We start from the raw sequence: 19,545 nt of genomic DNA on the forward strand, positions 1-19,545 counted from the left end.
AGGATTATGTTACTGCGTCTGGTTCCACAGGAAACAAATATTAAATTCATGAAAGCCCGCTATTTCGGGTTTGTCCTGTCGCTTCTTGCTATCATTGCCTCTATCGGATTGTTCGCCGTGAATGGACTGAACTACGGTATTGATTTCCGCGGCGGGATATCCATCGAAATTGGCATGGAAGACGGTGGTGATGTTCCGCTTGCTGACGTACGGCGTATCGTTGGTGGTCTTGATTTGGGTGATGTACAGGTTCAAGAGTTCGGAGGTGCCAGCGAAGCACTTATCCGTATTGAACGTCAGCCTGGTGATGCACGGGCTCAAACGAATGCAATGTCCAGTGTTCGTGCTGCGCTTTCTGAGGAAATACCTGCAGTTAGCTTCAGGCAGGAAAATGTTGTTGGCCCAAAGGTTTCCGGCGAGCTGAAACGGGACGGCACCATTGCGGTTGCTGTCGCGGTCTTTGCGGTTCTGGTCTACATCTGGTTCCGTTTTGAATGGCAGTTTGGTCTTGGTGCTGTTGTAGCACTTGTCCATGACGTACTGCTGACAGTTGGCTTTTTCTCGGTCACTCAGTTGGACTTTAACCTGTCGATCATTGCGGCACTGTTGACGATCGTTGGCTATAGCTTGAACGATACAGTGGTTGTTTATGACCGCGTGCGGGAAAATATCCGCCGGTACCGCAAGATGCCTATGGAAGACCTGCTTAATCTTTCCCTGAATCAGACACTTGGAAGAACTTTGATGACGTCTACAACGACGCTTCTGGCGCTGTTCGCGTTGTTCTTCTTCGGTGGTCCTGTTATTCAAGGTTTCACAGCAGCGATGATCTGGGGCGTTGTTATCGGTACATATAGTTCCGTTTTGGTTGCCGTTCCTTTGCTATTGCAGATGAATGTGAAGCGTGAATCTCTGCTGCCGGTTGATGACGAGAAAGACCCAACTGTAGATAAAACCCGTACGGGCAATCCGTTCGAACATATCTAGACATTTATTGGTGATGTCAGGAGGCATTCTTGTCTGAGAAAATCTCATCAGGTGGTATGGTCCTGAAACAGGAAAAGCCAGAAGACGTCCTTCTCGTTGAAGGATATGGTGATGGTGGATTTCGGTTAATGGGACGCCGATTTGATGGTGGTGTTCTCGTTTTGCCGTCAGGTGTATTTCCTATTCAGGCCAATTCTTTGGAAGAAGTATCGCTTGATGACCTGAAGCCAGCCTTAGAGGCTGATATCCTGCCAGAATTGATTCTATTTGGTACGGGGGACAGGTTAATTCCGGTCCCCCCTATGATACGTTCATACCTTGAACAGCGCCGTATCGGCCATGACCCAATGGATACCGGGGCAGCAGCCAGGACATATAATATCCTGATGATGGAACACAGAAGAGTTGCTGTGTTACTGATCCCGGTTGAATAGTCTTAGTCGCAATTTAAATGGCTCAGCTGTCTGATCCTCGTCTTTTTCAGCTTAACGCTTTACCGCATTGAAAGAACTTTTAATCGCTTCGTTGTTGGAATTAGCACGATCGCCTGATTAAGTGTGCTTACAAGACATGACCCGAAGTCATGCACGGCGAGTGGTAAGAAAAACAGCTGGCTACACAGAACAAAAGTTAGTGAAAGCCGGAGGGAGTGAAAAATGATTGTGACAAACAAAAATATGATGCGTCTCCTTATGGGAGCTTCTCTTCTAACGGTGGCGTGTGCTCCGATGTCTAATGCCTATGTCGAGACGGGCGCTACTTTTCAGGAAGCTAATGAGGCAGAAGACACTAAAGCGCGTAAAAAGGTTACAGTTGTAAAATCGGGTGACGGCAGCACGGAGACCGTGACACGTTCTGTAGTAGTTACAGAAAACGCTGAAAAGCATGCTAAGCATGCTCGTCTAGCTAAGGAGCATGCAAAAGAGCACGCTGAGCATGCAAAAGAAGCAGCAAAGCATGCCGAGAATGCAAAATATCATTACAAAATAGATGTAGAAGCAAACCGTACGGCGCTCGCATCTGCCGAGAAAGCCCTGGCAGATATCGAGAAACGCTTAGAAAGCTCTGACAGTGAAATTGAGCGAGAAGCACTTCTTGGTGCGCGAGAAGGGCTGCTCGAATCTGTGGAAGCGCTTCGTGAATATGGTGATGATCTGATTGAGGTTCAGATTGAAACCACTGAAATGAGCCGCCACATAGATGAAGCAATCCGGCAGGCATTAGCCGAACTGGATGAGCAGGCACTAGAGTTAGATGACATCAAGATCGACTTGGAAGCAGAACTTGCGGAGGTTCGTGCTGAAATCGAAGAAACGATGGCCGAACTCGAAGGAGAGCTTGATGAGGAGGAGTTGCAGGCGATTAAACTTCAGGCTCTGCAGGATGCTGAAAGATCACTGCGTGATATGGAAAAGCATCAGATGAGAGCCCTTAAACAGGCAGAGCGCGACATTGAAAGAGCGCGCAAGCGACTTGAAAAGCGACTTAATGAGCGGTCATCAGTAGTGAATGAAGACGCCGATAAATTTTAAAAAACTAATTCAGTGCAGCTGTTCAGGTGCACTGAAGTTTGTTGTGTTTTACAAGTCTTGTGACGCCAATAAGTGGCGAACCAAAGTTTAGGTTGTTAATTTTGAGTTTATGCGTCATTGTTTGGCATCAAATATTTGAAAGACTGGCAGAGCTATGGCTCGACATATTAAAATTCTAGGAATGATAGGTGTGGCATTTTCACTGTCCACGCCTTTCGCGTTTGCGGATGATGATATCGGCGCATTTGACGGTATCGGAGCTATAATGCGTGATATGCAGTCTTCTCAGAATACACGTGTTTCCCTTGCCAAGCCTAAGGATATTGGTTCGCTATCGTCAACACCATTGATGCCAGATAGCTGTGAAGATCCCAGAATGCAGCATGTAGAACGCCGGATGCTTGAGCTTGCGCCGCTTTTGGATGCTGCGGCTGACGGTGCCAGTCTGAATACTGCGATTGAGTCTATTTACCGGTTGCGGGCACGTGAGATTGAAATCGAACGAAGCCTTATGAAGCGTTATTCAGAGATTGAAGAGCTTTCGAAAGCTGCGTCTGAAGCGAGAATAAAGCTTCAAATTGATCTGGCAAAATTAAATGCAATCCGCAGTTCAGCTGAAAATGGGGTTCTTAGTCAGGACACCCGCACGGCGCTGTTGGAAGGGTTAATTGCTCTTGAAAGCCTGACAACAGGCCAAGATGCTGCGCCGCAGGCAGAACCAAGCCCGGACGCCTCGCCAGAGCGGAACCAGGAATAAGACGCCAGCGAAATTTCAAAGTTTTGTAGCAAACAACAAGGGACTAGAAACTTAGTCCCTTTTTTATTTCTGTTACCTTGCCCTGCAGAAGTAGGCCATGTATGGAATTTGTTTAGCAGTATGCAAAAACAGGCTAATTTTTAACCTTTACATATTCCCCAGGCGCATCACACAAGGGTGGATAGGGGCCACGGTCAGGCTGTCTTGCTGTAACTTTTTTACCAGATCGTTTTGATAGCCATTTATGCCAATCTCCCCACCAACTTCCCGGTGTTTCGTTGGCACCTGCAATAAACTCATCCAGACTTTGAACACGCTCATCGTTTGTCCAATATTGATATTTATTGGCGCTTGGCGGATTAACAACGCCTGCGATATGACCTGAACCTGCCAGAACAAAACGAACAGGTCCTTTGAAATGATCCGTAATTTTGTACACAGATTTAGCTGGGGCAATATGGTCTTCACGCCCAGCTTGAACATAACAGGGGGTTTCAACAGTGCCCAAATCAATTGGCACGCCCTTAAGTTTCAGAGCACCAGGTTTCACAAGGTCATTATTCTTATACATGTGCTTCAAATACTGGAGGTGTAGTTTTCTGGGGAGATTGGTGCTGTCACAGTTCCAATAAAGAAGGTCAAATGCCATTGGTTCTTTGCCGAGAAGGTAATTATTCACGACATAGGACCATATAAGATCATTAGATCGGAGCATGTTGAATGTCAGTGCCATCGACCGTTTGTCCAGGTAGCCTTTTTCAGCCATGCGTGCATCAATCGCTTTTAGCTGCTCGTCATCTACAAAAAGCGATAAATCGCCAGACTCTTCGAAATCAACCTGTGCGGTGAAGAAGGTGGCGGATTTAATGATTTTCTCATTCCCGGTAGCGTGAAGGTAGGCAAGGGTCGCTGCGAGCATGGTCCCAGCAACACAGTAGCCAATAGTATGAACACTAGGTGCGCCGGTGATTTCCTGGGCAACATGCAAGGCCTCCAGATAGCCTTCCTGCAGATAATCATCCAGGCTGGCCTCAGCATAACTGCTGTCTGGGTTAACCCATGAAACCATGAAGACTGTGTACCCTTGAGCAACCGCCCAGCGTACGAAGCTTTTCTCTTCACTCAGGTCAAGAATGTAAAATTTGTTGATCCACGGTGGGAAAATTACGATCGGTGTTGTGTAAACGTTTTCCGTCGTAGGGGCATATTGAATAAGTTCAAGGTAACGGTTACGGAAAACCACCTTGCCTTCTGCTGTCGCAAGGTTTTTGCCAACCTCAAAGGCATTATGATCTACCATTTTCAGGAGCGGCATGCCTTCTTCCCGCTCGAAGTCTTCAAGGAGGTGATTGAACCCCTTCACAAGGTTTTCGCCGCCGGTCTCCATTGTCTCTTTAAGCGCCACGGGATTGGTCAGAAGATAATTTGATGGACTGGCTGCATCAATAAACTGGCGTGTAAAAAATTCTGCTTTTCGAGCATCCTTGCTATCAAGTCCCTGAATGCTGCTAATGGTATCAAGCATATGCTTGGATGCCAGCAGATAGGATTGCTTGATGAAATCAAAAGGCGCTTCTTTTGACCATTCCTCTGCCTTAAATCTTTTATCCGTAGGGGCAGGGCTGATAACGGGCTCAGCCTCAGACCCAGACATTTTTTGGGATTGATTTTGAATAAGCTTCATATAGTCCTGAAAAAATGCCAGCTGATTCATCAGAAGCGCAGAGGGGTCAGCAGCAATTTTTTGCGTCATCGCAAGCATTGTGGGCGTTAGATTCAAGGGATCGAGCATCTGCCGGACTTGCGCAGGCTGATTTTCCATGAAATTTTCCATCATGTTGCAGGTTTGACGAGACGCCTCCTCCAGAACTGCATTAATGTCCTCTAGATTAGGAATTTCAGTGCTTTCAGTAGTTTTTGTGCTGGTCTCTGTCATCTGTCCGCTCCTCCCGTTAGCGTCCTTACGCGCATTATCATTACAATAATTGCAAAAAAACATTACGATCATTGTACAAAGAGTGCAATTCCCTTAATTGTATCCGGTATTTCTCAACGCATGTGTGTTGGGGGTGTTTTAACGTCATTTAAAAGAGAAACGAAATGTCTAGTCAGGATTTTTATCGCATTCGCCGTTTGCCACCTTATCTGTTTGCTGAAGTAAACCAGATGAAGGCGGCGGCGCGAGCGAGAGGCGAAGACATTATCGACCTTGGAATGGGCAACCCCGATCTGCCAACACCGCAACATATCATTGATAAGTTGAAAGAATCAGTCGATGACAAGCGGACGCATCGATATTCGATGTCGAAAGGTATTCCGGGACTGCGCAAAGCATTGGCTGCCTATTATGAGCGCAGATTTGGTGTTACCATTGACCCAAATACCGAAGCAGTTGTCACACTGGGGTCAAAGGAAGGTCTTGCAAACCTTGCACAGGCCATTACCGCACCGGGCGATGTAATTTTGTCGCCGAACCCAAGTTATCCAATCCATCCCTATGGTTTTATGATTGCTGGTGCATCTGTACGGCACATGCCGATGACAACAGGCTCGGACTTTATGTCGGAACTTGCACATGCGGTCCAGCATAGTGTGCCAACGCCAAGTGCTGTCATCCTGAATTATCCTTCAAATCCAACTGCAGAGGTTGTCGACCTTGATTTCTACAAGGAAGTAGTAGACTTTTGCCACAAGAAAGGCATTTGGATACTGTCTGACCTCGCGTACGCAGAGATCTATTTTGATGATAATCCACCGCCGTCCATCTTGTCTGTGCCTAAAGGTCGCGAGATAGCAGTGGAATTTACAAGCCTTTCAAAAACCTATTCTATGGCGGGGTGGCGCGTTGGTTTTGCCGCGGGGAACAAAACACTGATCGAAGCACTGACACGTGTGAAGAGTTATCTGGATTACGGGGCGTTTACTCCAATTCAGGTGGCGGCAACGGCAGCGCTTAATGGGCCGCAGGACTGTGTGGAAGAACATCGTCAGATCTACAAAAAGCGGCGGGATATTCTCATAGAAGGGTTAGCCGGAGCAGGATGGGACGTACCGTCCCCAAAAGCAACGATGTTTGCGTGGGCGCCGCTACCGGAAGACTTCCTGGAAATGGGATCCATGGAGTTTGCAAAACTTCTGTTGTCTGAAGCAGAAGTTGCGGTTGCACCAGGTGTAGGTTTTGGGGAATACGGCGAAGGCTTTGTTCGGATAGCTTTGGTGGAAAACGAGCACAGAATTCGTCAGGCTGTAAGAAATATCAAAAAGTTTATGTCAAATCGCGACGCACATATCCAAGCGTGGCGGAAAAATAAAAATGCAGAGAGTAAAGATGACAAGTAAATCTATTAAAATAGCAATCGCTGGTCTGGGGACTGTCGGTGCTGGTGTTATTAAAATTCTTGAAGGTTCTAAACAGGTTTTGGGCCACCGGGGCGGTTCGGTAGCTGAAGTTGTAGCAGTATCTGCGCGTGACCGCAGTCGTGATCGCGGTGTTGACCTGTCTGCATATGAGTGGTGTGACAATCCCGTTGATCTGGCAGGCCTGGATACAGTTGACCTGGTTGTTGAGCTTATTGGCGGCAGCGATGGGCCGGCTCTTGCACTGGCGCGGGAAACACTCAAACGCGGTAAAGCCTTTGTCACGGCTAACAAGGCGCTGATAGCCATGCATGGACGCGAACTGGCAGAGCTAGCGGAGGCAAATGATGCACATTTACGCTTTGAAGCTGCTGTAGCCGGCGGTATTCCCATTGTGAAAGCACTGCGTGAAGGACTGGCTGCTAATACAATTAGCGGGGTTTACGGTATTCTGAACGGTACATGTAACTATATTCTGACCCGTATGGAGCGTGAAGGGCTTGGCTTTGATGAGGTTCTTCAGGATGCACAGCGTATTGGCTATGCCGAGGCAGATCCGACTTTTGACATTGACGGCATAGATACAGCCCATAAAACAGCAATTTTGGCAGCGATTGCCTTTGGCCAGGCACCCACACTTGACGGAATGCCAATTGAAGGCATTCGGAATATCGCACCAGTGGACATCGACCAGGCACGCGACCTTGGGTACCGCATCAAATTGCTGGGTGTTGCTAACAGAACAGAGAACGGGATTGAAACGCGCGTTCATCCTGCAATGGTGCCTGTCAGCGAGCCGTTGGCGCAGGTGCATGAAGCAACCAATGCAGTTGTGGTGCAGGGTGATTATGTTGGACAAACCGTTTATGTAGGTGCAGGGGCCGGCGAAGGTCCAACAGCATCTGCAGTTGTTGCGGATATTGTTGATGTGCTGCGCGGCAGTGGTGGGCCGGTTTTCGGTGTTCCTGTAGCAGAGTTACAAACTCCGGTTACAGAAGAAGTGAGTGGCAATCCAGGCACTTATTATATTCGACTAAGTGTTAAGGATGAACCGGGAGTGATGGCTACCATCACGTCAATTCTTGGTAAAGAACAGGTTTCCATCAATAGTCTGATCCAGCGCGGTTGTGCTGTGAACGAAGGCGTGTATATTGTTATGACAACGCACGAAACGTCGGAATCAGCGGTTAAAGCAGCACTCAGTCATTTGACTGAGGCCGATTGTGTGCTAGAGACCCCCACAATGCTACGTATACAGGTAGCGGGTACTCAATAATAAAACCTGATTCAATGGGAGCACAATGAATGGGTAAACTTGTTTTAGACAGGGTCTTGGTCCTGGAGATGGTAAGAGTGACCGAGGCAGCGGCTGTAGCCTGTCACAAGTGGATTGGGCGCGGTGATGAAAAAGCAGCTGACGCTGCTGCGGTGAAAGCAATGCGTGAATCACTGAATGACCTGTCAATTGACGGCACAGTTGTTATCGGTGAAGGCGAGCGTGACGAAGCACCAATGCTCTATATCGGTGAAAAAGTCGGTAAAGGCGGCGTGAAGGCAGATATCGCGCTGGATCCGCTAGAGGGTACGACTATCTGTGCAAAGGCTATGCAGAATTCTTTGGCGGTTATTGCCATTGCGCAGGAAGGCTGTCTTTTGAACGCACCTGACGTTTACATGGATAAAATCGCTGTTGGCGGTGGCTTGCCAGAGGGTGTTGTTGATCTGGACAATACAATCGAAGAGAATGTCAAGGCAGTTGCCAAGGCAAAGGGCCAAGCAGTTGAAGATACCATGGTTTGTGTGCTGGACCGTCCACGTCATGCAAAAATGATTGATGAACTTCGCGCCCTTGGTTGCGGTGTAACATTGATTGGTGACGGTGACGTCGCGGGTGTTATCGCAACTACGAACCCGGATACAGGTATTGATATGTACATGGGCTCTGGCGGCGCACCGGAAGGTGTTCTGGCTGCTGCGGCACTACGCTGTACCGGTGGTCAAATTCAGGGCCGTCTGACGTTCCGTAATGACGATGAACGTGCACGGGCTGCCAAATGGGGCATTGAAGACCTGAACCGCAAATATGACACCAAGGACATGGCAAAAGGCGATGTGATTTTTGCCGCGACCGGTGTAACCGATGGTTCCATGTTGTCAGGTGTTCGTAAGACTTCCCATGGGTACGAGACTGAGACAGTAGTCATGCGGTCTGCAAGCAAGACAATTCGTATGGTGAAATCTGTTCATGGGCCAAACCACTTTGGTCATGCATAAGGTGGTGTCTTGACTACACTTCAGGATACTGGAAATTCTGCGGCGGACCCCTTCCTGGGGGTTCGCCGTTCTGCTATGGAGCAAGAGTGGGTGTTGCGCCCCTGTATCGATAGGGAAGCAGAGGCCCTGGCAAGTAGAATGTCAATTTCTATCACTCTTGCACGTATACTTTGTGCCCGAAACGTGCCGGAAGAGACAATCGCATCCTTTCTCAATCCTTCCCTGCGGGACAGTATGCCTGATCCTTCAGTGGTACTGGATATGGACAAGGCTGTTACCCGTATTGTCCGCGCACTTCAGCAAAAAGAACGGATTGCCATATTTGGCGATTATGATGTTGACGGCGCCACATCAAGTGCGGTGCTGAAACGATTTTTTGATGCGGTTGGTGCAAAAGATACATTGATCTATATACCAGACCGTATGGCAGAAGGGTACGGCCCTAATGCAGCTGCGATGACTGCGCTTCGGGATCAGGGTGTTGATGTTGTCATTACAGTTGACTGCGGTACTTTATCTTTCGCACCGCTTCAACATGCCAAAGATATCGGCCTAGATGTTATTGTGGTTGATCACCACAAGGCTGAGCCAGAGTTGCCGCCGGCGGTTGCGGTTGTAAACCCTAACCGGCTTGATGACGACAGCGATCTGGGGCACCTAGCTGCTGTCGGTGTAGCCTACTTGCTTGCAATTGCCGTTAATCGTGCACTTCGCGGAGCAGGGTGGTTCACGCCTGAGCAGGCAGAGCCAAATTTACTGGGCCTGCTGGATATCGTAGCACTTGGTACGGTATGCGATGTGGTACCGCTTGTCGGCCTGAACAGAGCCTTTGTCGCGCAAGGTCTTAAGGTAATGGCTAAGAGGCAGAATGCAGGTATTGCGGCACTCTCAGACGTTGCAAGGGTAAGCGAGGCGCCAAATACATACCATGCCGGTTTTTTATTGGGGCCACGTGTCAATGCAGGGGGCAGGGTTGGCAGCTCGGAACTAGGGGCGAAACTTTTAACCACTAATGACCGGATGACTGCTTCCATGATTGCAGAGCAGTTAAATGGTTATAATCAGGATCGGCAGGCAATTGAACAGCATGTGCTGTCTGAGGCACTTGAAATGGCGGAGCGTATTGTCGGGCTGGACGGTAAACCGCCAGCAGTGCTTGTTGTGGCTAGTGAAGGCTGGCATCCGGGTGTTATCGGGATCGTCGCCAGTCGGTTAAAAGACAAATACCGTGTTCCGACATTCGTAATCGCAATCGAAGATGGCGAAGGCAAGGGGTCTGGACGGTCTATCAGTGGTGTTGACCTCGGTGCAGGCGTTATAGAGGCGGTTCAGAGGGGAATACTTGTCAAAGGGGGCGGTCATGCCATGGCGGCAGGATTGACTGTCGCACCGGACAGGATAGACGATCTGACAAGCTTTCTGACAGACATGCTTGGTAAGGCCGTAGAAAAGGCCTCAGAGGCGCGCAAGCTGGTTATTGATGTGTCCATTAGCATGATGGGTGCAACACCGTCACTGGTGGACGATATTGAAACCTTAGGCCCCTTTGGTGTTGGAAACTCTGCACCCAGATTCGCGATCCCTGATGTCGTTATTACAAAGGCAGACAGGGTCGGTCAGAATCACGTCCGGGTCATTGCGAAGGGAAAAGACGGCGGGTCGATGAAAGTTATGGCCTTTCGTCAGGCGGATGAACCTCTTGGACAAATGTTATTGAATGGTGTTGGTCAGCATTTTCATTTGGCTGGAAAACTGAAAAAAGACCTGTGGACGGGGGCTCCGAAGGTTGAAATGACCCTCGAAGATGCAGCCCCAAGACACTAGTCAGAATTAGTTTACAAGAATATGAAAGAAAATATGAGAAAACAGTTGACCCAACCTGATCGGGTAGGTATTTAAGCGCTCGTTCGGTGCAAACGGTCCCTTCGTCTAGTGGCCTAGGACGCCGCCCTTTCACGGCGGAAACACGGGTTCGAGTCCCGTAGGGATCACCATCGTTGCACCTGGCCATAAATCTGGATGGTCCCTTCGTCTAGTGGCCTAGGACGCCGCCCTTTCACGGCGGAAACACGGGTTCGAGTCCCGTAGGGATCACCAGCTTTACTTCTTTATTTCCTGATATTTAATGCACGTGATACTCCCCACCCGGGGATATGTATTTGTGCATTTGTGATTAGCTAAGAATGCCAGATGTGCAGTTTTACGCTACTGCTTCAACAGACCTTCAACAAATTCACCTTCAGGCAAGTCAAGTGGGGCTTCGCCGCGGGCATATTGTTCCAGTAATTCTGTTTGTGTTGCGTAGCCGGCACCTTCACGAATGTCCGATTCAATCGCAACTTTCAGTCCAAAAGGGTTTTGTGTTTCAACAGCCTTGATAACTTCGACGTGCCGGTCCGTGAAATAATGATCTTCCATGTTGGACAGGGCAAGCCGGTGTAGCGGCCCTAGTTGCAGCCACAGTCCCTCAATGAGCGGCATGGACACAGGATTAGGGTGCGCCTCATACAAGCACCGGTGAAATGCCTGATTTTGAATGATCGTTTGCTCTGGGTCCTGTCTGCGTAATGCCTCATTCTGAAGCTCGTTCAAAATAGCCATTTGGGACAGAATTTCTTCTGTTACATAAGGTAGAGCACGCTCTGCCGCATGGGTTTCCAGCAAAATGCGTAGTTGCAAAACTTCTGACAGCTTTGCAGGTGACATGGTTGGTACCTCAACTCTGCGATTTGCCTTGAGATGAAGCGCCCCTTCCGATGTAAGTCGCCATAATGCTTCACGGGCAGGCATCGCACTGACACACAGCATGTTGGCGATACCACGAATGGTCAGGGCCATGCCTGGCTGTACCTGGCCGGACATGACGGCGTACCGCAGGGCACGATATACCCATTCCTGAGCAGTCTCGGTATCGGATCGCTCAATGGCGCTGAAATTAATGCCGTACTGATTTACTGTTTTTGTCATACTGAGTGCCTATGCAATTAACCAGAAACCAACCAGTGACAGCGATGCCGCCAGCAAGCCATAAGGTAGTTGTGTCAGAGCATGCTTGATGGGTGTTGTACCACAGCTTTGAGCCGTAAGGACCGTCGCATCCGAATATAAACAGGCATGAGAGCCAAAAGTGGATGCGGAGAGTGTTGCGCCAATGATCAGGGAAGGATTAGCGCCAGTAGACCGCGTAAGCTCTGCAATGATAGGGATTGCAATGACAAATACCCCCCAGCTTGACCCAGTGGCAAAGGCAATAAATCCCATAACAGCGAACACAATCATCGGCAGGGTTTCTGCGGAGATGAAAGAAGCAGTGGCATCAAGGATATATACGGTCAGTCCAAGCTGGTCGTTAGCATCCTTAAGCGTGTAGGCAGCGAAGATTATCGCGCAGGCTTCTATCATTGTTTTAAAGCCGTCTATGATTGTGCTGAAGGTGTCATGATGATCAAGAATGCGCGCAGAAAGTATATAGACACACATTAGTGCGAGAGTGACATACACCGCCTTTAGAAAGTCTAAATCGAAGAAAAAGGTGAAGCCAACGAGAGAAAAAAGAGGAAGGATAAACAGAAGGATACTGACGTTTGTGCCTTCTTTCCTTTTAATAGCTGTGTGTGTGTCGACAAAATTTGGCTCGCCGTGCGGGACAGGGACCCCCTCATCGCCAGAGGCCAATGCCAAATCTTCCGCTTTTTTCATTGGGCCGATGGTCGGAATAATGCCTTTTGCCACCAGCGGCACAAGGATGATGGCAATGATAGGATACAGCATATATGGGATTGACTGCGCATAGAGAGCAATTCCCTGACCTTCGGCCGCGAGTTCTGCGTCCACAAGCAAGCCCCCAAAGAATACACCCCAAGTGGAAATGGGGATAATAACGCTTACTGGCGCTGCGGTACTGTCGACAACATAGGCCAGCATTTCGCGGGACACTTTGAATTTGTCTGTAATTTTGCGCATGGTCGCACCGACCATCATGCTGTTGAAGTAATCATCGACGAATAATGCGATACCTAGCGCCCACGTAGACATCAGGCTGGATGAGCGGGATTTGATCCTGTTAGCTGCAAAATCTATGAAAGTTTGCATGGCGCCTGTTCGGACCAGAAGTGCAATCAGGCTACCCATTGCACCACAAACAAGGACGATCCAGGTGAAATCTTCATCCTGCATCGTCCGAAGTGTCATGTCGGTGAATTCACCGATAAATCCGGTGCCTGCGACCTGTATAGATCCAATAACGGCACCAATGAGGAGGGCTTCTATGGGGCGACGCAACAAGACGGCCAGTATTAAAACTATCGCCGTAGGTAGAATGGACAAAATTCCATACGTAGCAGTTGTGTCTTCCATTTAGCCCCCCCGTAGTAACCCCTAAAGCTGAACCCAAGTAGTTTTCAGATTGGTGTATTTTTCCATGGCGTGCAAGGACTTATCTCTGCCGAAACCACTTTGTTTATATCCACCGAACGGAATAGTCATGTCGCCCGTCGGATCCCAGCAGTTTACCCAAATTGTGCCGGCCTGCAGTGCACGCGCAACACGGTGTGCACGACTGATGTTTTCACTCCAGACCGCAGCAGCAAGACCGTAGATGGTGCTGTTAGCGATTTTGATAGCTTCTTCTTCACCGTCAAATTCAATAACAGAGAGAACCGGGCCGAAAATTTCTTCACGAGCAATGGTCATTTCAGGGGTTACGCCGTCAAATATTGTCGGGGAGACGAAATATCCACCAGTTTCTGTTCGCGCAGCATCACCACCTGTTCTCAGATTTGCGCCTTCTTTCTTCGCGATATCAATATATTCCAGAATACGCTTATACTGTTGGTCGTCGACAATGGCACCGAGATTGGTCTTCGGGCAAAGCGGTTCACCGGGAACCCAATATTTTGCAGCTTTCAGTACCTTCTCAAGGAATTCATCCTTGATTTTCCTGTCCAGAAGAAGGCGAGAGCCAGCAGTACAGACTTCTCCCTGGTTAAAGAAGATCGCACCTGCTGCTGCCTTGGCAGCTGCATCAAGGTCAGGGCAATCAGCCATGACGATATGAGCAGATTTACCGCCACATTCAAGAGCAACACGCTTTAGGTTGCTTTGACCGGAATATTCCATGAAATATTTACCGACCTGCGTGGAGCCTGTGAACACAAGCCCGTCAACATCCATATGGAGACCAAGGGCTTTCCCCGCGGTGTGACCAAGTCCAGGTACAACGTTTAGAACGCCTGCTGGAATGCCTGCTTCAACAGCAAGTTCTGCTAGTCTTAGTGCTGAAAGAGGTGACTGCTCAGCTGGTTTCAGGACAACACAGTTACCGGTCGCAAGGGCAGGGCCAAGTTTCCATGCTGCCATAACAAGAGGGAAGTTCCACGGAACGACCGCGCCCACAACACCAAGCGGTTCGCGCGTTACCATTGCCAGTGCTGAAGGGTCAGTTGGTGCAATCTCGTCCAACGTTTTATCTGCAGCTTCACCGTACCAGCGCATTGTGTTGATCGTACCGTTAAGATCAATGGCAAGGGCATCAGAAATAGGCTTGCCCATGTCCATGACCTCAAGCACTGCGAGTTCTTCTTTGTTTTTTGCAATCAGGTCAGCAAATTTAACAAGGATACGTCCCCGTTTGTTCGGGTGCATGTTTGACCATACACCACTGTCAAATGTTGCGCGGGCATTTGCGACTGCTTTGTTGACATCTGCAACGTCACAGCTTGCAACCTTGGCAATCACTTCGCCAGACGCAGGGTTAATGGTATCAAATGTCTCACCAGATACAGCATCGACCCATTCACCGCCAATGTATGCCTGTGTTCGAATGGTCGCATTTGCTGCAACGGATTGATAATATTGTAAGTTTTTTTCTGTCATGTGTGTACCTCCTTAAAGGACGCCTAAATCTTTTGCGGTCAGGTCAAGAGCACGTCTTGCTTTTGTGACCAGCTCGTCAATCTCATCCTTAGTGATGATGATTGGTGGGGAAAGAATCATGGTGTTGCCCACACTACGCATAACAAGCCCGTTGTTAAAGCAGTGCTCACGGCAAATGAAACCTGCGTCAGAACCTTCTACTTCGAAGCGTTCTTTTGTTTTCTTGTCTTTAACAAGCTCTATCGCGCCAAGGAAGCCAAGTCCCCGTGTTTCGCCGACAATAGGATGGTCGGAAAGGCTGGCCAATTGTTCCTGGAAATAGTCAATTCTGTCTTTGGCTCCCTCACCAATCAGATTGTCCCGTTCCATGATTTCAATGTTTTTCAGCGCAACAGCACAGGCAACCGGGTGGCCACTGTATGTAAAACCGTGAACCATTTCCTCGTCACCGTCACGGATGGTTTTTGCAAGATCACCGCCCATGGCGACAGCTGAAATCGGCTGATAACCAGATGATAAGCCCTTTGCCATCGTGATGATGTCAGGTTCAATGTCAAAATACTGACTACCAAACCATTCGCCTGTACGGCCCCAGCCGCAGATCACTTCATCACACCACATGATAATACCGTATTTGCGGCAAACCGCTTCCACCTTCTTCCAGTAGCCTGGTGGAGGTGGAATCATGCCTCCGGCGCCCATGACAGGTTCGCCGACAAAAGCCGCTACATTTTCGGGGCCGACTTCAAGAATTTTATCTTCAATGGCCTTTACGCAAACATCTGTAAACTCTTCCGGTGTCAAATCACCCCCATTTTCAAAATAGTAGGGAGCAGGGCTGACATGGTGAATGCCTTCAATCGGCAGGTCAAATTGTGGGTGCATGCCAGTCAGGCCGCACAAGGATGCAGCAACAGTGGTTGAGCCGTGATATGCACGATCACGGGAAATAAACTGTTTACGCTGCGGCTGCCCTTTCAGGTTCCAGTAATATTTGATCAGCTTATAGGCCGTATCAACTGCTTCTGAACCAGAGGTAGCAAAATGAACCTGATCAATGTTGCCAGGGGCTTTTTCTGCAATTTTTGCAGCAAGTTCAATGGCATATGGCTGAGATGTCATGAAGAAAAGATTGTAATAAGGCAGCTGACGCATAGCATTTGTTGCAGCTTCAACCAGTTCTTCGTTGCCGTAGCCGATTTGGGTGCACCATAGACCCGCCATGCCGTCCAGGATTTTGTTACCCTCACTGTCGAAGATATAGACACCTTCTGCGCCAGTAACGATTCTGGCGCCCTTTTTGCGAAGGTCAGGGTGAGACATAAATGGGTGCAGCAAATGGGCAGAATCTTTATCCTGCCACTGTTTGGTGCTGTTTGATTTTAAATGTGGTGCGTTCATATTAGGACCTCTTACTATTATACTGACAACAGTAGGTATTTTGTTTCCCAAGGGCTTAGGTATGAAGAGAAGCTTTCATACTCCAGCTCTTTGGCATCGAGATACGTTTCGACGAAACCTTCGCCAAGGATCTCTTTCAGCGGCTCACAGCGCCGCATGTTCTTGATACTATCCAGGAAGTGACGTGGTAGTGCCCGGCCTCTGGCTTCATAAGCGGACCCTTTAAATTCAGGTGATGCTTTCAAGCCTTCCTTCATGCCCAAATAACCACAGGCAAGGGATGTGGCGATTGCGAAGTATGGGTTCACATCGGAACCCGCTACACGGTTCTCCACGCGGCGGCTTTCTGGTGTTCCTTCTGGCACCCGCAGCCCTACTGAACGGTTTTCACGGCTCCAGTGAGTGTTGGTGGGCGCAGACAATCCTGAACTAAACCGGCGATAGCTGTTCACGAACGGGGCAATCAGCGGCATTGCATGCTGCAAATAATGTTGCAGACCAGCAATGTGGTTCAGGAATAGTGGTGAGTTTTCACCGTTCGGGCCACAGAAAATATTCTTACCTGTCTCGATATCGACAACCGACTGGTGAATATGCATAGCACTACCAAAATTATCAGGGTAGGGGCTTGCCATGAAACTGGCGAACATATCATGCCGGATTGCGACCTGTTTGATGATGCGTTTGAACAAGAAAGACTGATCCGCAACATTCAGCGCAGGCCCGTGGAATACATTAAACTCAAACTGGGCAGGCCCAGCTTCGTGAATGAGTGTATCAACCTGCACGTTCTGTGCTTCGCATGCATCGTAAATTTCATCAAAGAAGGGTGCGAATTCGTCCAGACTGTCGATAGAATATGGAGACGAGCCAGTATCCCTGCGACCAGAAACCCCAATTGGGGAAATGGGCGAAGATTCAACATCGTCCTGTTTGTCCAGCAGATAGAACTCAAATTCCGGCGCGACGATTGGTAGCCAACCTTCATCCTCATAGAGTTTCATCACACGCTTCAGTACCTGACGAGGTGAAAATTCTACTGTATCGCCGTTGTTCAGTTCTGCATCGCAGATAACACTGACTGTAGGCTCAACCTGCCACGGGGTGAAACACATTGTGTCCAGATCCGGGACAAGAATAACATCCCGTTCTGTTTCACTTAAATATTTGTTCAGGGCATAATCGCCATGAATGGTCATGCCAAAAATGGTTTCAGGCAGGCGAAGTCCGCGGGACTTCAGTCCCTCGATGAATTTGACCCGAGGCATGGACTTTCCGCGGGCAATCCCGGCGTTATCAGAAACCATGCATTCAATGTCATCAACATTCTCTGCTTTTAACCATCTATCCAGATCTTCGATGCGCTCTGCATCATACATAGATCACCATTCAGATCCCGTTGCCGGGAGGTCTGTCCTCTGTAGTTTAGGCGCTCTTCGCCTTGTTATGTGCATGTACGGCATCGCCGAATGCACGAAAGATTTTACTAGATTGTTCGTTTTCCCAAGCACGCCATTCAGGGTGCCACTGCACAGCCAGATTAAAACCTGGTGCTTCGGGGCAAGAAACTGCCTCTATAGTTGTATCATCAGCAAAGGCTTCCACCTGTAGGCCAGGGGCCAGGTCTTTGATGGCCTGACCGTGTACCGTGTTGACCATAAAGTCTTCCTCGCCGACAATAGCACCCAGGATACCGTCTTTTACCACTGATACTGAATGGGCTGGTCCATATTGGACATCAACAGGGGCGTTTTTGTCTTCTCTGTGATCAAAACGTCCATCAATTTCATGAACGCGTGGATACAAAGTGCCGCCAAGTGCCACATTCATTTCCTGCAAACCCCTGCAAATACCCAGCATAGGAAAACCAGACTGTAGCAAGTCGGGCAGAGTAGACAGTGTGTTCGCGTCGCGTAATGGGTCTTCATGTTCACCGGATGGTGCTTCAGCATCGCCGTATCTGGACCGCTGAATATTGCTGTACCCGCCAGTATAAAGAATACCGTCTGCGATTTTCATGATGTCATCTGCGCCAATTGGATCCGTGCTCAGGGCAGGGATTAATATTGGTGTAACATCAGCACACCGCCTTAGGGCAACGATATATTTATCACCAACTTGATGATACATGTGCGGCCCGCTATGAGTTGTGTCGCAGATTATAGCTACAACAGGCTTCATGAAACTGTCTCCGAACTAACAGGGGTATTTTTTACTTTTTCTTTCTCTGATTCTTCTTCGTGCCACTGCTGGACGTTCATTTCGATGAAGAAGAAGGCAATAATCCAGATCGCAGCATCCCATGTGCCAATTCCGTCCCCAAGCATAGCCCAGTATGAAGCACACAGGAACAAGGAGCCATACAGCACAAATTTGATGCGTTTACTGTAATCATATAGGCGATCAGTCAGCTTGCCGCGCTCCTGCAGGTAAACGTCAATCGCAAGGACGATAACAACCAAAACCCAAGTTGAGGCATTTACAACATCCAGTGTTGAAAGCCTTCGTAACATGGAAAGCCCTTCACTGCTTGTTAGTATGCTCAGTTCTGAGTTAATGAACAGTGGAGCGACATAAGATGCGCAGTTCTCCAGCGTTAATGGCTCATACTCATGTAAGTAGACGCCTGCGGATAGAATTTGCCCGACATAGGCACAGGCATCGGTTAGCTCGGCAGGGTCAAAGTTATAAAACCAGCTTGCATGTACTATGTATCCATTGAGAGCAGTGAGAATAGCTGCGTAGCAAACAGCGGCGACTATATTCAGTGACCACTTAACTTTTTTGGTAAATTTTTCATCGGGTATTGCGTAAGTCTCAAGCTCGAACGCCAAAAGCAAAATCAACCAAGCCAGTGTATCTGTAGACGCAGAGAATGCATTTACAATGTCGGTAAGCGCAATCCCATCCCGGAACGTATGAGCAGAAGAGCCCATATCTTCGAGCAAGAAGTAGACGAAATTGCCGAATAAAATCAGATAAACAATATATTTAAAGGCTTGAAATGCCTTTTTGTTTCCCAGCCCGACCCTATGTAGTATCTTTGACATAAAGACCCCTCAAAAACCTAAAAAATCTCGTTCCTGCCATCATTATCAATGTTACGCGTTGTGGCAATCACTCTTTAGGATTTTACCTTCCATGCATAAATGTGATCACAAAAAAATCAAATGGTCAAGCGAGGAAAATTAAAGTAACAGAACTCTTGGCTGTAATTGCGTATTATTGCGCAGTTTTTGCGGGTGTTGGCCATTGACAATCCTCTCTCTTTGTGATCACAATATAAAAATATTGGCGTGTAATTGTTGAGGTGATAAGGACATAACATGCTTCATTGGGGTGCTTTTTGGCCATTTCAGGCAG

At 48.5% G+C, this 19,545-nt stretch carries 16 protein-coding genes and 2 tRNA genes; 10 read left to right on the forward strand and 8 right to left on the reverse strand.

The window, feature by feature from the left end:
- Positions 1 to 6 precede the first annotated feature (6 nt).
- The 4 genes from secF to IE181_RS10605 all read left to right on the forward strand — a co-directional run bounded on the left by secF (position 7) and on the right by IE181_RS10605 (position 3,276).
- Positions 7 to 987, forward strand: coding sequence for a protein translocase subunit SecF (gene secF / locus IE181_RS10590; RefSeq protein WP_229819337.1), 981 nt, complete (start codon positions 7 to 9; stop codon positions 985 to 987).
- A gap of 29 nt (positions 988 to 1,016) precedes the next feature.
- The gene (locus tag IE181_RS10595; RefSeq protein ID WP_191252785.1) at positions 1,017 to 1,421 is read left to right on the forward strand and encodes an Mth938-like domain-containing protein; all 405 of its coding nucleotides are present in this window, start codon (positions 1,017 to 1,019) and stop codon (positions 1,419 to 1,421) included.
- A 222-nt stretch (positions 1,422 to 1,643) separates the two neighbouring features.
- Positions 1,644 to 2,519 (forward strand): coiled-coil domain-containing protein, encoded by an 876-nt coding sequence (locus tag IE181_RS10600; protein WP_191252787.1) that lies wholly within the window; start codon positions 1,644 to 1,646, stop codon positions 2,517 to 2,519.
- A 190-nt stretch (positions 2,520 to 2,709) separates the two neighbouring features.
- Positions 2,710 to 3,276, forward strand: a complete 567-nt coding sequence (locus IE181_RS10605) for a hypothetical protein (protein ID WP_191252789.1) — start codon at positions 2,710 to 2,712, stop codon at positions 3,274 to 3,276.
- A gap of 133 nt (positions 3,277 to 3,409) precedes the next feature.
- Here the strand turns inward: IE181_RS10605 and IE181_RS10610 are convergent, their stop codons facing one another.
- Positions 3,410 to 5,212 carry a PHA/PHB synthase family protein gene (locus tag IE181_RS10610; RefSeq protein WP_229819339.1) on the reverse strand — a complete coding sequence of 601 codons (1,803 nt, stop codon included), beginning with the start codon at positions 5,210 to 5,212 and terminating at the stop codon, positions 3,410 to 3,412.
- A 164-nt stretch (positions 5,213 to 5,376) separates the two neighbouring features.
- Between IE181_RS10610 and IE181_RS10615 the strand changes: the two genes are divergently transcribed.
- The 6 genes from IE181_RS10615 to IE181_RS10640 all read left to right on the forward strand — a co-directional run bounded on the left by IE181_RS10615 (position 5,377) and on the right by IE181_RS10640 (position 11,004).
- Positions 5,377 to 6,615 (forward strand): LL-diaminopimelate aminotransferase, encoded by a 1,239-nt coding sequence (locus IE181_RS10615; protein WP_191252793.1) that lies wholly within the window; start codon positions 5,377 to 5,379, stop codon positions 6,613 to 6,615.
- Positions 6,605 to 7,909 (forward strand): homoserine dehydrogenase, encoded by a 1,305-nt coding sequence (locus IE181_RS10620; protein ID WP_191252795.1) that lies wholly within the window; start codon positions 6,605 to 6,607, stop codon positions 7,907 to 7,909. The genes IE181_RS10615 and IE181_RS10620 overlap by 11 nt, the downstream gene beginning before the upstream one ends.
- Before the next feature lie 29 nt (positions 7,910 to 7,938).
- The gene (gene glpX / locus IE181_RS10625; RefSeq protein WP_191252797.1) at positions 7,939 to 8,907 is read left to right on the forward strand and encodes a class II fructose-bisphosphatase; all 969 of its coding nucleotides are present in this window, start codon (positions 7,939 to 7,941) and stop codon (positions 8,905 to 8,907) included.
- A 9-nt stretch (positions 8,908 to 8,916) separates the two neighbouring features.
- Positions 8,917 to 10,731, forward strand: coding sequence for a single-stranded-DNA-specific exonuclease RecJ (gene recJ / locus IE181_RS10630; protein WP_229819341.1), 1,815 nt, complete (start codon positions 8,917 to 8,919; stop codon positions 10,729 to 10,731).
- Between the two features lie 94 nt (positions 10,732 to 10,825).
- Positions 10,826 to 10,901, forward strand: a tRNA-Glu gene (locus tag IE181_RS10635).
- Positions 10,902 to 10,928: 27 nt separating this feature from the next.
- Positions 10,929 to 11,004: transfer RNA gene (locus IE181_RS10640), tRNA-Glu, on the forward strand.
- A gap of 108 nt (positions 11,005 to 11,112) precedes the next feature.
- Here IE181_RS10640 and IE181_RS10645 read toward each other — a convergent pair.
- The 7 genes from IE181_RS10645 to IE181_RS10675 are packed head-to-tail and all read right to left on the reverse strand — an operon-like array spanning position 11,113 to position 19,232.
- Positions 11,113 to 11,874: a GntR family transcriptional regulator gene (locus IE181_RS10645; RefSeq protein WP_191252799.1), complete on the reverse strand. Its 762-nt coding sequence runs from the start codon at positions 11,872 to 11,874 to the stop codon at positions 11,113 to 11,115.
- Between the two features lie 9 nt (positions 11,875 to 11,883).
- Positions 11,884 to 13,263, reverse strand: a complete 1,380-nt coding sequence (locus IE181_RS10650) for a Na+/H+ antiporter NhaC family protein (RefSeq protein WP_191252800.1) — start codon at positions 13,261 to 13,263, stop codon at positions 11,884 to 11,886.
- A gap of 21 nt (positions 13,264 to 13,284) precedes the next feature.
- Complete coding sequence (locus IE181_RS10655) at positions 13,285 to 14,781, reverse strand: aldehyde dehydrogenase (protein ID WP_191252801.1); 1,497 nt, start codon at positions 14,779 to 14,781, stop codon at positions 13,285 to 13,287.
- A 12-nt stretch (positions 14,782 to 14,793) separates the two neighbouring features.
- Entirely contained in the window at positions 14,794 to 16,182 is a 1,389-nt protein-coding gene (locus IE181_RS10660; protein ID WP_191252802.1) for an aminotransferase, read from the reverse strand.
- A 17-nt stretch (positions 16,183 to 16,199) separates the two neighbouring features.
- Positions 16,200 to 17,561, reverse strand: coding sequence for a glutamine synthetase family protein (locus tag IE181_RS10665; protein WP_191252803.1), 1,362 nt, complete (start codon positions 17,559 to 17,561; stop codon positions 16,200 to 16,202).
- Between the two features lie 46 nt (positions 17,562 to 17,607).
- On the reverse strand, positions 17,608 to 18,363 hold the full coding sequence (locus IE181_RS10670; RefSeq protein ID WP_191252804.1) for a gamma-glutamyl-gamma-aminobutyrate hydrolase family protein: 756 nt from the start codon (positions 18,361 to 18,363) through the stop codon (positions 17,608 to 17,610).
- Complete coding sequence (locus IE181_RS10675; protein ID WP_191252805.1) at positions 18,360 to 19,232, reverse strand: hypothetical protein; 873 nt, start codon at positions 19,230 to 19,232, stop codon at positions 18,360 to 18,362. The genes IE181_RS10670 and IE181_RS10675 overlap by 4 nt, the downstream gene beginning before the upstream one ends.
- Positions 19,233 to 19,545: the final 313 nt, after the last annotated feature.

The organism is Kordiimonas sediminis, assembly GCF_014656395.1.
Classification (GTDB): Bacteria; Pseudomonadota; Alphaproteobacteria; order Sphingomonadales; family Kordiimonadaceae; genus Kordiimonas_A; species Kordiimonas_A sediminis.

Excerpts from the sequence above, each read along its gene's own strand:
- IE181_RS10665 (WP_191252803.1), bottom strand. The coding sequence starts at position 17,561 with ATGTATGATGCAGAGCGCATCGAAGATCTGGATAGATGGTTAAAAGCA.
- IE181_RS10615 (WP_191252793.1), top strand. The coding sequence starts at position 5,377 with ATGTCTAGTCAGGATTTTTATCGCATTCGCCGTTTGCCACCTTATCTG.
- glpX (WP_191252797.1), top strand. The coding sequence starts at position 7,939 with ATGGGTAAACTTGTTTTAGACAGGGTCTTGGTCCTGGAGATGGTAAGA.
- IE181_RS10645 (WP_191252799.1), bottom strand. The coding sequence starts at position 11,874 with ATGACAAAAACAGTAAATCAGTACGGCATTAATTTCAGCGCCATTGAG.
- IE181_RS10670 (WP_191252804.1), bottom strand. The coding sequence starts at position 18,363 with ATGAAGCCTGTTGTAGCTATAATCTGCGACACAACTCATAGCGGGCCG.
- IE181_RS10660 (WP_191252802.1), bottom strand. The coding sequence starts at position 16,182 with ATGAACGCACCACATTTAAAATCAAACAGCACCAAACAGTGGCAGGAT.
- IE181_RS10600 (WP_191252787.1), top strand. The coding sequence starts at position 1,644 with ATGATTGTGACAAACAAAAATATGATGCGTCTCCTTATGGGAGCTTCT.
- IE181_RS10655 (WP_191252801.1), bottom strand. The coding sequence starts at position 14,781 with ATGACAGAAAAAAACTTACAATATTATCAATCCGTTGCAGCAAATGCG.
- IE181_RS10675 (WP_191252805.1), bottom strand. The coding sequence starts at position 19,232 with ATGTCAAAGATACTACATAGGGTCGGGCTGGGAAACAAAAAGGCATTT.
- secF (WP_229819337.1), top strand. The coding sequence starts at position 7 with ATGTTACTGCGTCTGGTTCCACAGGAAACAAATATTAAATTCATGAAA.
- IE181_RS10650 (WP_191252800.1), bottom strand. The coding sequence starts at position 13,263 with ATGGAAGACACAACTGCTACGTATGGAATTTTGTCCATTCTACCTACG.
- IE181_RS10610 (WP_229819339.1), bottom strand. The coding sequence starts at position 5,212 with ATGACAGAGACCAGCACAAAAACTACTGAAAGCACTGAAATTCCTAAT.
- IE181_RS10620 (WP_191252795.1), top strand. The coding sequence starts at position 6,605 with ATGACAAGTAAATCTATTAAAATAGCAATCGCTGGTCTGGGGACTGTC.